This is a genomic window from Cellulophaga sp. Hel_I_12 (assembly GCF_000799565.1).
Lineage (GTDB): Bacteria > Bacteroidota > Bacteroidia > Flavobacteriales > Flavobacteriaceae > Cellulophaga.
Genome location: NZ_JUHB01000001.1, coordinates 1,979,823 through 1,993,520, shown reverse-complemented (window position 1 = coordinate 1,993,520; position 13,698 = coordinate 1,979,823). Strand labels below are relative to the sequence as shown.

14 protein-coding genes are annotated in these 13,698 nt (G+C 35.0%); 7 read left to right on the top strand and 7 right to left on the bottom strand.

The genetic code is table 11. From position 1 onward, the window contains the following. Window positions 1–74 precede the first annotated feature (74 nt). The 3 genes from pckA (at window position 75) to GQ45_RS08820 (ending at window position 3,164) form a co-directional block, all read left to right on the top strand. Complete coding sequence (gene pckA / locus GQ45_RS08830) at window positions 75–1,682, top strand: phosphoenolpyruvate carboxykinase (ATP) (RefSeq protein WP_047416847.1); 1,608 nt, start codon at window positions 75–77, stop codon at window positions 1,680–1,682. Window positions 1,683–1,887: 205 nt separating this feature from the next. Next, window positions 1,888–2,223, top strand: a complete 336-nt coding sequence (locus tag GQ45_RS08825) for a hypothetical protein (protein ID WP_231555175.1) — start codon at window positions 1,888–1,890, stop codon at window positions 2,221–2,223. Between the two features lie 80 nt (window positions 2,224–2,303). Next, entirely contained in the window at window positions 2,304–3,164 is an 861-nt protein-coding gene (locus GQ45_RS08820; protein ID WP_047416843.1) for an HAEPLYID family protein, read from the top strand. 84 nt (window positions 3,165–3,248) lie between these two features. Here GQ45_RS08820 and GQ45_RS08815 read toward each other — a convergent pair whose 3' ends face one another. From GQ45_RS08815 to GQ45_RS08805, 3 genes are read right to left on the bottom strand one after another with little or no spacing between them, the layout of a single operon-like run. After that, window positions 3,249–3,995, bottom strand: a complete 747-nt coding sequence (locus GQ45_RS08815; protein ID WP_047416842.1) for a uroporphyrinogen-III synthase — start codon at window positions 3,993–3,995, stop codon at window positions 3,249–3,251. A 5-nt stretch (window positions 3,996–4,000) separates the two neighbouring features. Next, a complete protein-coding gene (locus GQ45_RS08810) occupies window positions 4,001–4,660 on the bottom strand; it encodes a DUF4271 domain-containing protein (protein ID WP_047416839.1) in 660 nt (219 codons plus the stop codon). A 57-nt stretch (window positions 4,661–4,717) separates the two neighbouring features. After that, the gene (locus tag GQ45_RS08805) at window positions 4,718–6,385 is read right to left on the bottom strand and encodes a glycosyltransferase family 39 protein (protein WP_047416836.1); all 1,668 of its coding nucleotides are present in this window, start codon (window positions 6,383–6,385) and stop codon (window positions 4,718–4,720) included. 226 nt (window positions 6,386–6,611) lie between these two features. On the opposite strand from GQ45_RS08805, the gene GQ45_RS08800 reads away from it, so the two are divergent. From GQ45_RS08800 to GQ45_RS08790, 3 genes are read left to right on the top strand one after another with little or no spacing between them, the layout of a single operon-like run. Further along, entirely contained in the window at window positions 6,612–7,346 is a 735-nt protein-coding gene (locus GQ45_RS08800) for a polyprenol monophosphomannose synthase (RefSeq protein WP_047416833.1), read from the top strand. After that, window positions 7,343–8,677 (top strand): dihydroorotase, encoded by a 1,335-nt coding sequence (locus GQ45_RS08795; protein ID WP_047416831.1) that lies wholly within the window; start codon window positions 7,343–7,345, stop codon window positions 8,675–8,677. Before GQ45_RS08800 ends, GQ45_RS08795 begins: the two co-directional genes overlap by 4 nt. Window positions 8,678–8,680: 3 nt before the next feature. After that, complete coding sequence (locus GQ45_RS08790) at window positions 8,681–9,094, top strand: DUF4296 domain-containing protein (protein ID WP_052188172.1); 414 nt, start codon at window positions 8,681–8,683, stop codon at window positions 9,092–9,094. Here GQ45_RS08790 and GQ45_RS08785 read toward each other — a convergent pair. Continuing rightward, window positions 9,091–10,098 carry an NAD-dependent epimerase/dehydratase family protein gene (locus tag GQ45_RS08785; RefSeq protein WP_047416828.1) on the bottom strand — a complete coding sequence of 336 codons (1,008 nt, stop codon included), beginning with the start codon at window positions 10,096–10,098 and terminating at the stop codon, window positions 9,091–9,093. The genes GQ45_RS08790 and GQ45_RS08785 overlap by 4 nt on opposite strands. A gap of 99 nt (window positions 10,099–10,197) precedes the next feature. On the opposite strand from GQ45_RS08785, the gene tyrS reads away from it, so the two are divergent. Further along, the gene (gene tyrS / locus GQ45_RS08780) at window positions 10,198–11,493 is read left to right on the top strand and encodes a tyrosine--tRNA ligase (RefSeq protein WP_047416824.1); all 1,296 of its coding nucleotides are present in this window, start codon (window positions 10,198–10,200) and stop codon (window positions 11,491–11,493) included. A gap of 134 nt (window positions 11,494–11,627) precedes the next feature. Here the strand turns inward: tyrS and GQ45_RS08775 are convergent, their stop codons facing one another. From GQ45_RS08775 to GQ45_RS08765, 3 genes are all read right to left on the bottom strand, one after another. Next, entirely contained in the window at window positions 11,628–12,644 is a 1,017-nt protein-coding gene (locus GQ45_RS08775; RefSeq protein WP_369798286.1) for an acyl transferase, read from the bottom strand. A gap of 126 nt (window positions 12,645–12,770) precedes the next feature. Next, window positions 12,771–13,091 carry a T9SS type A sorting domain-containing protein gene (locus GQ45_RS08770; RefSeq protein WP_047416822.1) on the bottom strand — a complete coding sequence of 107 codons (321 nt, stop codon included), beginning with the start codon at window positions 13,089–13,091 and terminating at the stop codon, window positions 12,771–12,773. A gap of 222 nt (window positions 13,092–13,313) precedes the next feature. Continuing rightward, window positions 13,314–13,625, bottom strand: a complete 312-nt coding sequence (locus tag GQ45_RS08765; RefSeq protein WP_047416820.1) for a T9SS type A sorting domain-containing protein — start codon at window positions 13,623–13,625, stop codon at window positions 13,314–13,316. Window positions 13,626–13,698 lie beyond the last annotated feature (73 nt).

Here is a 13,698-nt window from a genome sequence, read left to right as displayed (position 1 = left end):
TTAACGAAAAAAATATGGTATCAATTATAAATTCAATAATTTTGACCCATTACAACTTATAAATCTTCTAAGACATGAGTAAAGTCGCGAAAACGATTTCGTTATCTGATTATGGTATTCATACCGACAAAATTCAGTATCAATTAACTCCTAATGAACTGCATCAAATTACTGTAGAAAAAGGAATGGGAAAAGAGGCTTCTACAGGAGCTTTAGCTGTCGATACCGGAGAATTTACGGGCAGATCTCCGATGGATCGCTTTATTGTAAAAGACGAAATAACCGAAGACAAAGTTTGGTGGGGAAATATTAATATCCCATTTGAACCAAAGGCATTTGATGCGCTTTATGATAAAGTAATTGCCTATCTCAATGAAAAAGAACTCTTTGTACGTGATTGTTATGCCTGTGCAGATCCAGCCTATAAATTAAATATCCGCGTCATCAATGAATATCCATGGTCTAATATGTTTGCCTATAATATGTTTTTAAGGCCAACAGATGAGGATTTGGTTGGTTTTGATCCAGAATGGACAGTGATAAATGCGCCGGGTTTTATGGCAGATGCAGCAATCGATGGTACGCGGCAGCATAACTTTGCGATTTTAAATTTTTCAAAAAAAATTGCTTTAATTGGAGGTACAGGATATACAGGAGAAATTAAAAAAGGAATTTTTTCTGCCTTAAACTTTATTTTACCGGTGTATAAAAACACCTTGCCGATGCATTGTTCGGCAAACGTTGGTAAAGACGGTGATACGGCTATTTTCTTTGGCTTATCAGGAACTGGAAAAACAACCTTATCAGCGGATCCTAACAGAAAATTAATTGGTGATGATGAACATGGATGGACCAATGAAAACACCGTTTTTAATTTTGAAGGTGGTTGTTACGCAAAAGTAATTAATCTATCAGCAGAAAACGAGCCTGAAATTTACGGGGCGATTAAAAAAGGTGCCTTGTTAGAAAACGTTATCATGAACGCTCAAGGTGTGGTTGATTTTGAAGATACGAGCATCACTCAAAACACTAGGGTGAGTTACCCCATTTACCATATCGACAATATTCAGGAACCCTCTATCGGGAAAAACCCTAAAAACATATTTTTCTTAACGGCAGATGCTTTTGGCGTTCTGCCTCCTATCTCAAAGTTAACACCTAGTCAAGCGGCATATCATTTTATTTCAGGTTATACGGCTAAAGTAGCCGGTACAGAAGCAGGTGTTGTAGAGCCAACTCCTAATTTTTCTGCTTGTTTTGGAGCACCTTTTATGCCATTACATCCGGCAAAATACGCTGAAATGTTAAGTAAAAAAATGCAGGAAGCAGGCGTGAATGTTTGGTTAATAAATACAGGATGGACCGGTGGTCCTTATGGTGTAGGTACGCGTATGAAATTAAAATATACGCGCGCCATGATTACTGCAGTACTAAATGGTGATTTAGGCCCCTATTCCTATGACACCTATAGTATACATTCTGTTTTTGGAGTAGCGCAACCAAGAGAATGTCCAGGAGTGCCAACGGAAGTTTTAAGTCCGAGAGCCACTTGGAATGACGATGAAAAGTATTATACGACAGCCTTTAAATTATCAAACGCATTCCGTGAAAACTTTAAAAAGTTCGAAGCTTATGCGAGTGAAGAAATAAGACGTGGCGGTCCGCAGCGTTACGGATTTTAATTAAAAAAAGCCTCTTAAAAAAGAGGCTTTTTTTTTGGCAAATCTTTTTGTTTTTTGTTTTAAAAAAGTTGGTATTTTTGATTTTGGAATATTTTTTTAGCCCGTTGTTTTCTTTGCCTAAAGCATAGGGACAAAAGAATTTTAATTTTGAGTATTGATTCGTAAAATAAAAAATAATTTATTTATTAAAATCCTTTGGGGACTAATGGGGCTTTATCTGCTCAACATCAGTGTTGATACAGTAGATCATAACCCCTTAAACATTCCTGAAGATTTATCGATCAATGACCAAGAAAGTATTATTGAAATGGTCGTTGAACTTGTTTTAGGATATGAAAATGCTATAGAAGAATATGATGACAGTGATACAGACGAGCCTATCACAAAAACGACTATTAAAATTGATTTAATTCATCATTACCTTATATATTCAATTTTACATAAAGAAAACGATGCACTAACAGTGCAAAACTTTACGGATTATAACACTAATCTGGTGAAAGGATTTGGAAAACTAGATACTCCTCCGCCCAAGAATTGATTTGTTTTTACGACTTGACTACTTCCCGCAACTAAAATAGTGCTGGGATAATTTTATTATTCTTAAAAAACAAATCAAAAATGTACATAAAAACATCATTAATAGTATTTATGCTATTGGTATCCTGCTCTTATGCAGCTGCACAAATTACTAATTCAGAAAAAGATAGCCTTTATATTCAACACGTAGAAGACTACCAAGAACCCGATAAAGTGTTACACGCCGAACCGCTTTACATCGACCTGATACGTGATTTAGGTGCAAGAAAAGGAGAGAAAGAGTGGAATGTAGGCTTAGGTTTAACAGATAACTTAAGATTTGATTCTTATGAAGCCCTAGTAGAGTATGAATGGGCACCTATTGATAGACTAGGTTTTGAAGTTGAATTACCCTTTACCTTTTATACACGCGCTCTTGAAACGGAATTAGGCTCAGTTCCTTCAAATCAATTAAACAGCATCAAAATAGCTACGCAATGGACCTTCTTTGTGAATGCGCCAATGGCGATGTCAATGGCAATTGGTTACATCAATGAGTTTGAACTGTCTGATTTTAGAAATTTCGGAGACCCATTTATAAAAGGAAATGTGTATAATCCATTTTTTGTAGTGGCCAAGCGTTGGGGAAGCAATTTTCATTCCTTGATATATACCGGGCCAAAGTTGGAACAGCATTTTAGTTCAAATAAAGTACACACCACCTATGATGTCAACACAAGTTTTCATTATATGATATCCGGTACGCGAAATTTTATTGGTGTTGAATTGAACAAAACCTTTGATCAAAATGATTTTGATATGACTTTGCGTCCTCAAATGCGCTTAGGAATTGCCGAGAACTTATTAATAGGAATCGTAGCAGGAATTCCTGTGAGTAGGGAAAATGAAAGATTAAGCTCTTTTGTGAGACTGATTTGGGAACCCAAACATAAGCGTAAATAAATACAAGTATATCTTGGCACATGTATCTTCATTGACATAAAAAAGCCTCTTGAAAAAAGAGGCATTTTTATGTCAACTACAATCTTATTTTTTATTAGCGCTTGTAATGTATTTTTGTAAGGCCATAGTCATTGAAGGTGTTTCAGGCGTAGGTGCCTTGATATCAATTCTTAAACCAGCTTCGGTAGCTGCGTTAACGGTAGAGTTACCAAAAACAGCAATTCTTGTTTCGTTTTGTTTAAAATCAGGGAAATTTTTAAGTAAAGACTGTATTCCTGACGGGCTAAAGAAGACCAAAATATCATAATACACATCTTTTAAATCAGACAGGTCACTCACGACTGTTTTATAAAAAATGCCTCTAATCCAATTAACGCCTAAAGCATCTAAAGTTTCAGGAACTATGGGTTTTAGAACATCAGACGAGGGTAGTAAAAATTTCTCTTCCTTATATTTTTTGAATAAAGGAGTAAGGTCTTGAAAATTCATTTTCCCTACATAAATTTTGCGCTTTCTGTAGACCACATACTTCTGTAAGTAATAAGCAACGGCTTCAGACTGACAAAAATATTTCATAGTATCAGGAACTTTAAAACGCATTTCTTCAGCTAATCTAAAAAAATGATCAACAGAATTTCTACTCGTTAAAATGATAGCCGTAAAATTGTTTAAATCAATTTTTTGCTGCCTGACATTCTTAGCATCTACGCCCTCCACATGAATAAAAGGTCTAAAATCTACCTTTACTTTTTCTTTATCAATTAGCCGAGAATACGGAGAGTTTTCCATTTTCGGTTCTGGTTGAGAAACCAAAATCGTTTTTACTTTCATAGGTATCAGTCTTTAAAGTAATCTCCAATTAGCACCAAGGGTGTTATTTCGAGTGTGCAAAGGTACAAAATAAAATAGAAAAAATTATTGGCTATCAATTTTTGATGATTTCGTAATACAATGACTAATCCTATCGTATTTATGAGTAAAATTAAAAATCCACTTACGTAAACGACAGCTTTTGAATCTTTTAAGACATAAGTTAATAAGATGTTGGCCATAAACATGACCAATCCACTATAGTTTAAATACGATATTTTTTTAAAGAGGTATTCGCTAATGATATCACTTATATTAAAAATGAGACCATTTGCTAGTTGCAATAAAACCTTACTTATAAAAAAAATAAGCAAAAATCCTATAATACTATAAAACAAATAGGGCACTTGGCTAGAACTACGGCTCGGAAATATATCACTTAACAAATAAATAAATAAGGCAAAATTTAAGATTTGAAAAATAGAAAGCAAAATGGTAAACCAATGTAACAATTTCTCTTTTTTATTATACATAAAAATGTACTTGTTATTAAAAGGGAGGATCATAAAGTTGGTAAAACGGCTATAAAACAATTGCTTGGCTATCACTAGAAATAAAACGCTACAGCCCAGAATTATGGTGATCCAGTCTATATCTTCTAATGTTCGTAATACAGCGTTATTCATTTTTAAAAATTTTAAAGCGCTAAAAGTAGTATTCTTGAAATAATTTTAGGCTATTTTCTAATCTACTAATTTTATATTGTCCCCATTCATACCAGGGAACAAGCCATTTTCAGAAATAGCAATCTTAAAATACCCAGGATTTTTCATGCTAAATTTCGGCAATTTAAAACTATAAAACAGGGTATCTTTTGCCTTTAATTCTGTGGCGGCTAAATTTTGTGGTATAACGTCAATCGCTACTATTTCTTCTGGTCTTTTATACTGGTTGTGATAGGCCACAGTAAATTTTAATTTTTCCAAGCTAATGTTTTCTTCATAAGGATTGTAAAGCTTAAACATGATGTCTTTTTCTGCTTTTATGGAAACTTCTTTTTGCTCCACCAGGACCCTTAGTTTTCTGAACGATTCAAAATTTTCAATATACGAACCAAAGCCATGTTTTTGTTTGGGCAGGTCTACCGCTATATCACCGGTTTCTGCATATTCTGAAATATATACTATTTTCTGATGTTGAACTTTAGCTTCACTATCGTCAATAGAATACTGATTTCGACGGTACATGACATTATTTAAAGAAAATGCGATGTGTCCACTATAAAAAGCATACATGGGTGCGTTTCGGTACGAATTTTCAAAAACCACAGGTGTTTTTCCAACTTTTTCTGCTATTGTTGTCGCCCATTCTTGGTTCCCATGGGCCTCATAATGTATTGGCGAAATTTCTTCAAAAACAAGTGCAAATCGGCCAAATGTTAAAAGCACAATATTTAACACACCCATTCTAAAAATCCATTTTCTGGCATTTTCATTTTCTAACATATAATTAAAGGCAATAACCGCCAACGAAATTGATATGACAATCATCCATTGGGTCTGTATTCTCCGGTTAAGACTTGAAATAAAAAAGAAGATGATGGTACCATAGGTTAAAAACAATAAAGCCTTTTGGAATAAATCGGTAGGTTTTGTTTTTAATAGTGCCTTGTAAATCCAAAAGAAAGTAAAGCCAAAAAGCGCTAATAGATTTAGAAAAAAACCTAGTGTAAAGTCATTAAAATCATACCCCCTGTTGGGACGTTCAAAAAGATGGTATTGTATCGAAACAAAGTCATTCTCGTACAACCACATAAAATGAGGAAAGTACCCAAGCAAAGCAACCCCAACAGCGAGCCAAGCAAGCTTATTGGTGACTAGTTTTAAGTTCGATAGCAATACAAAAATAATCACTAAAACGGCATGGTATTTACTATACATCAAGGCGCTCATGCTGAGTCCTAATACTACGGCAATAGAGAGAGTAGGTGAGGCGATAAACTTTTTATAGAGGTATAAAAAAACAGCAGTAAAGAATAATAAAGGCGTGTCGGGTAGTGTAAAAAAACCGTAAGCATTCAATAAAGTCATAGAGAAAGTAAGCACAAAAAAGTGCAGCACGTAGTTTTTTTTCTTTGGGTTATCAATTAACAACCATAAAAAAAATAAAGTACCTACAGAAAGTATACAGCTGACAAACCTAACCCCCAGTTCGCCATCAAAAAAAAAGCTACTAATTTTAGCCATTAAAGCCACCATTGGCGGATGATCAAAATAGCCCCAGGCCATACTTTGGGCATAATGCCAATAATAAGCTTCATCAAAAATTAAATCAGTGAAATAGCTCTGTATAAGATTAATAATAAAAATAATTACTAATAAATAGCTAAATAACTTAGGGGTTTTTAACATGACATCTACTTCTTAATTTCGGTAAAATTACAAATTATAATAGATTGCCCATAGCCTATCATTAAATGATGTGTTTGGAGGCTACCTTAAGTAATTTTTTATCTTTTAATGAAGTGGTTTCACAGGCTGATTTAAATGCATCATAGTGTAAAAAAAACATAAAACATAAAGCTGGTTTTCTTTAGCAGGATAAAAAAAGTTATTTTTGTTTTATAGATGTACATTAATGATCGATAGTCTAGTAATTATTCCTACCTACAACGAGATTGAAAATATAGAGGCGATAGTTCGTGCGGTTTTTGTTTTAGAGAAAGAATTTCATGTTTTAATTGTAGATGATAACTCTCCTGACGGGACAGCATCAAAGGTAAGAAGTTTGCAAAGCGAATTTAAAGACCGCTTATTTATTGAAGTACGGAAAGAAAAAGCCGGTTTAGGTACCGCCTATATCCACGGATTTCGTTGGGCGATGAAAAAAAAGTACGATTATATTTTTGAAATGGATGCCGATTTTTCGCATACACCATCAGATTTAATTCGTTTATACCAAGCCTGTGTGAATGGAGCCGACGTAGCCATTGGTTCTCGCTATATAAAAGGGGTAAATGTCGTCAATTGGCCATTGCACCGTGTTTTGTTATCGTATGGGGCATCCTTTTACGTAAAAATTATTACCGGCATGCGCGTGCATGACCCAACCGCAGGGTTTATTTGTTACCAACGACGCGTATTAGAAACCATAGATTTATCTGCCATCCATTTTGTAGGCTATGCTTTTCAAATTGAGATGAAATTTAGAGCCCACCTCAGAAAATTCAAAATAGTTGAGGTGCCTATTGTTTTTACAGATCGTGTTTTGGGAAAATCAAAAATGAATTCATCGATAGTTCGTGAAGCGGTTTTTGGGGTCTTAAAAATGAAATGGATGAGTTTTTTTCGAAAAAATAACTTTAAGGAATGAGTAGATTTTTAATAAAAAATGCGATAATTGTTAATGAGAATTCGCAAATTGAGGGAGATGTTTTAATTGACAAAGATAGCATTGTAAAAATCGCTAAGGATATCTCCGATGCTACTGCCGTGGTTATTGATGCGCGTGGAAAATATTTACTACCAGGTATCATTGATGATCAGGTACATTTTAGAGAACCCGGTTTAACGCATAAAGGTACTATTGCTACCGAAAGTAGAGCTGCTATAGCAGGTGGAATTACTACCTATATGGAGCAGCCCAACACCAATCCACAAACCACGACCATTGCAAAACTAGAAGAAAAGCATGCGCTAGGTGCAGCGAGCTCTTATGCTAATTATTCCTTTTTATTTGGCGGGACCAATGATAATCTTGAAGAAATAAAACGGCTTGATAAAAATGCCTGTTCAGGAATAAAATTATTTCTGGGCTCTTCAACAGGGAATATGCTGGTGGATAATGAGGAGGTGATAGAAAAAATATTCAGAAATACGGAGATGGTCATTTCAGCGCATTGTGAGGATGAAACTACGATTCGTAACAATATGGCCGCGTATAAAGAAACCTACGGTGATGCTATTCCTATAGCAGCGCATCCGTTAATTAGAAGTGCTGAGGCTTGTTATTTATCTTCATCCAAGGCCATCGAATTAGCAAAAAAAACAGGTGCTAGGTTTCATGTTTTTCATCTCTCTACAGGTATAGAAACTAGTTTGTTTAGAAATGATATTCCATTAAAAGATAAGAAAATTACCGCTGAGGTTTGCCTGCATCATTTATGGTTTTCGGATGCAGATTACGAAACTAAAGGAACCTTAATTAAATGGAATCCTGCGGTTAAAACAGCTGAAGACAGAGCGCAATTATGGAAGGCTTTTTTAGATGACCGTATTGATGTTTTGGCTACCGACCACGCCCCACATACCATCGAAGAAAAAGAAAACACCTATACCAATGCACCTTCTGGGGGCCCTTTAGTACAACACGCCCTGCCAGCGATGCTTGAAAAATATCACGAAGGAGTGATTAGCTTGGAAAAAATTGTAGAAAAAATGTGCCACAATCCTGCTATTTTATTCGAGATAGAAAAACGAGGCTATATTCGTGAAGGTTATTTTGCGGATTTAGTAGTAGTAGATCTCGATAATTCATGGACGGTCAGTAAAGAAAATATCGCCTATAAATGCGGGTGGTCGCCTTTTGAAGGAAACACCTTTCGTTCTAAAATATCGCATACCTTTGTCAACGGACATTTGGCATACGATAACGGTGTCTTTTCAGAAAAAAGAAATGCAAAACGATTAACGTTTAACCGATAACTCATGCGTAGAATAGTCTTTCTGGGATTCTTAATTTTATTTTTTTCTTGTAAGGAGAAATTAATAAAAGAACCCGAAAACCTAATACCAAAAGATAAAATGGCAGCTATTTATTATGATTTAGCCATAGTAACTTCGGCTAAAAATACAAATAAGCAAGTGCTTGTAACGCAGGGTATTGAAACCATGAATTATATTTACCTAAAGCATGATATCGATAGTCTGCAATTTGTAGAAAGCGATGTTTATTATGCATCAAACCCACTAATCTATAAAGAAATTTATCAAAAAGCGGAAACGCGACTAAAAGCAGAAGTGAAAGAATTAGATGATGCTAAAAAAGAACAACGAAAATTAGATAGTATCGCACGGGTTAAAGAATTAACAAAACCCATAGATAGTTTAGTTACAAACTAAAGCTTCTCTTTTTTAAATTTTTCACTAGTAAAAGCAATGCTTGGTTGCAGCGCTTGGAACTTGTAATTAAAAGTGCTAGTTACTTTTTCATTCCGATACACTTTATTTTCTCGTAAGGAGGCGACCATTTTTTGGCTTATTTTTCGTTCGCCTTTGAATAAAAAAGAGCGTAAAGCATCTAATCGCCATAGCACTTCGAGTTGCCAAAAAGCAAGCGCCTTCGTAGGTGGTTTTAAGCCTAATTCAAGGGCAATTAAACCTAGTACATCTTTATAACTCAAATTCTCTGAAATAGTAATAAAACGTTCTTTGTCTATATTAGAATTCATCGCCATTACCAATAATTGAACCACATCGTTTACGGCAACAAATCCTGTTCCGCTTGGGGGGTAGTACCTATGTTCTTTCGCGACCGTTGTGTATAACTTTCCACTTCCAGTACCCCAAAAACCAGGACCAATAATGACTCCAGGATTTAAAATCACTACCGCTAGCCCTTCCTGCGAGCCACGCCAAACCTCCATTTCAGCATCGTATTTGCTAAGAGCATAAACGTTAGCATCTTTTTTAGTCCACTCTGTTTCTTCATCTACAGCTTCATGGTTTAGGTTTTTACCTATAGTGGCAATAGAGCTTACATAACAGAGTTTTTTTATGTTTTTTGCAATACAAAGATTGACGATATTAGAGGTGCCTTCGCAATTTACCTTTTGTAATTGATCATAATCTTTAGGATCAAAAGATATAAGCGCTGCACAATGATATACATAAGTAACGCCTGCAAAAGCAGTTTCTAAGTCAGGAATATTCGTAAGGTCAGCATTAATCCATTGTATTTTTTGGTACAGTTCTTTATAGTTTTCTGTATAATAGGAGAATACTTTTTCAACTTTTTGTACATCACTTGTAGCTCTGCAAATTGCCTTTACTGCAGAGCCATTTTTCGTTAATTCAAACAAAAGATGAGCACCTACTAAACCTGTTCCACCTGTGACTAAAATCATGGTTTAAAAATACACATTAGTATCGTATTTATTCATTTTTTATACCCCTTTAAACAACACAATTCTTTTATATTTGCATTCAGCTAAAAAACAGCACTGATGAAAATTAATTTTGTAGCAGAATTACAATGGCGGGGGATGTTGCACGATGCCATGCCTGGAACTGAAGAACATTTAATGAATGAGATGCAATCGGCTTATGTGGGTATAGACCCTACGGCAGATTCTTTACATATTGGACATTTGGTGGCAGTAATGATGTTGCGGCATTTTCAATTAGCAGGGCATAAACCTTATGTATTAGTAGGTGGGGCAACAGGAATGATTGGCGACCCTTCTGGAAAATCGAACGAGCGTAATTTGTTAGATGAAAAAAGTTTACGTCATAATCAAGAAGCTTTAAAAAATCAACTTTCACGATTTTTGGATTTTGAAAGCGACGCAAATAATGCGGCAGTTTTAGTGAATAATTACGACTGGATGAAAGATTTTTCTTTTCTAGAATTCATTCGAGATGTGGGCAAGCACATTACCGTAAATTATATGATGGCTAAAGACTCGGTTAAAAAACGCTTATCATCAGAGGCTAAAGAGGGTATGTCGTTCACGGAGTTTACCTATCAATTGGTACAAGGCTACGATTTTTTACATTTGTTTAGAACCCATAACTGCACCTTGCAAATGGGTGGGAGCGACCAATGGGGAAATATTACTACAGGCACTGAATTAATTCGTAGAATTGGTGGTGGTAAAGGGTTTGCCTTGACCTGTCCTTTAATTACTAAGGCAGATGGTACTAAATTCGGGAAAACCGAAGGTGGTAATGTTTGGTTAGATGCTGAAAGAACATCACCCTATAAGTTTTACCAATATTGGTTAAATACCTCGGATGAGGATGCCGAAAAGTACATTAAAATATTTACGTTTTTAGGGAAGGAAGAAATAGCTGCCCTGGTTTTAGAGCATCAAAAAGCACCCCATTTGCGAATTTTACAAAAACGATTAGCAGATGAAATTACAGTAATGATACATTCGCAAGAAGACTTAGATCATGCGGTCGAGGCCAGTGAAATTTTATTTGGAAAATCGACTGCCTCAAGCTTAAAAAAGTTAAACGAGAAAACTTTTTTAGATATTTTTGAAGGCGTTCCTCAGGCCGAAGTGACCATGGCAGATGTGGAAGAAGGTTTAGATATGATTGCTGCCTTAGCGGCAAAAACAGGCTTTTTAGCATCTAATGGGGAAGCAAGGCGCGAGTTAAAACAAAATTCTATATCGGTGAATAAAGAGAAGGTTGGGGAAGATTATGTAATTACCAAAGCAGATTTAATCAATAATAAGTTTGTGCTTTTGCAACGGGGAAAGAAAAACTATTTTGTGATTCTGGTGAAATAAGGGAACGGGACTTTTTGTAGCCCAACGCAATGAATTCTCAGTGGAACGCAGTGTACTACTGCAGCTATAGGGTAAACGAGTGTATTAGAATTTTAGCTTGAGATAAATTTAAGTTCTGTAGCGTTCCCGGAACTTTAAAAAACCATTAAGTTGCATCCTCGTATGTCAGAGTGGTCGAACCTGCCTAAAATCTCGAAACTCCCGTCATCGAATTTTTTACCTAAATCTTGGGTGGCTATAAAGGAGCAAGAGTTGACATTGGCTAGATCAATAACATTGATCCCACCAGTTTTTCCATTGGTTTGGTAACTCAACGCATCTTCGGTATCACGCACTAAAACCTGCATCCAAGGTGGGGTATTAAAAACTCCGTTTCCTTTGGAGTAGGCTTGAGATAAAAGTTCTGTCATGCCGTATTCCGAATGAATTTTTTGTACGCCAAATCCGTTTTTTAGAATGGCATGGAGCTCCTCACGAATCATTTCTTTTCTTCGTCCTTTCATACCGCCAGTTTCCATGATAATCGTATTTTTTAAATTGAGGCTATATTTTTCGGCAATATTAAGCAGTGCAAAAGATACACCGATAAGGATAATTTTAGTGCCTTGATGATCTAGGGCAATCAATTTTTTAACTAATAGTTCAATATCATTCAGATAAAATCCACTTTCCGGATGTTGACTTTTTTTGATTAAATCGTCGGCCATATAAATCAAGGAAGAACCTTCACGTTCTAAATAGGAGGGTAAAAGGGCTAATACACAATAGTCTTGAATGTTGCCATAAAAATAATCGAACCCCCTTAAATAACTTTCTTCATACAACCCAACATCAGACACATAATGTGTGCTAGTGGTGCTTCCAGTGGTGCCACTACTGGTAAATAGTATTTGAGCCTTAGCATTGGTGGAGACTACTTTTTTCGTTTTAAAAAATTCGATTGGTAAAAAGGGGATTTGCATTAGTTTTTGAACGGTATCTGGTGTTTTGTTGAGGTAGTCACAAAACTCTTGATACACTGTATTGTTCGTATATTGGTGTTGGTAAACTTCAAGTGAAATACGTTCAAAGTCTAAATATGATTTTATTTTGAAAATTTTTGACCAATCCATAGTTGCTAATCGTGGTGCAAAAGTAAACATAGTTTTCATGTAGTTTATAAACAAGATGTAAATCTCTTGGCTACACCTAACAAAATTTTAAACTACAACCATCTAAAATAAAAAAACTCCTTATCTGTTAGGAAAAGGAGTTTTTAAATAAAGTTGGTTGGGTTTTTATTTTACGACTAATTTTCTTGAAGTAGTTTTTGAATTTTCTGTTACTTGTACAATATATACCCCAGCATCTAATATGGCAATGTTTAATTCTTTATAAGTAGTTCGCTCCTTAAGAACAATTTCTCCAAATAAGTCATATACTAGAATATCTTTAGTGGCGTTATCTTTTGTAGTAATGTAAACGATATCATTATACGTAGGGTTCGGATACAATTTGAATCCGACAATTTCGGGATTATCTTTTTGCGTATCAAGTTTTTCTTGACCAGATAATGTAAAGGCAAACGCCATAAGTAATAGAAAGTAGATTTTCTTCATGATTCATCATTTGGGATAACTGAAGTAAAAATATACAAAGCTTAAATGATTGTGTACTATTTGTTGTGAAATACAAATTATTGTAGGTGAACCCTATTTTTTTGCATTTTACAATAACTTAAATGTAGTTTTTCTAAAAAAAATCTACTTATTTTTTAAGCTAAACGCCGCTTAATTAGAGTTTTAAAAATAAAAGAGAGAATAAAAAAGAAACGCTATTTTTTACTTCACAATAAGCTTTCGGGTAGCCACTTTGTCTTTTTCAAAAACACGAATTATATAGATGCCAGCATCCAAATCCGATAGGTTTAACTCTGAACCTATAATTGTCGCTTCTAAGACCTTGTTGCCAATAACGTCTAGAATAATTATTTTTTTTGGAGCATTTAATTTGGTGTTGATGTAAACTTTACCGGTAGTTACTGGGTTAGGATACAGTTTAAAACCTTCAATATCTCCAATATTTTTTTGCTCTTGAGCATAGCTAAAAGAGGCAAAAGATAAGAATAAGATTAAAATGTAAAGTTTCTTCATACAATTAGTAAGGCAAAAAAAGCATAGAGCGAATATACTAAAATTTAAAACCGTTCGTTGCAGCCTTAGCCCA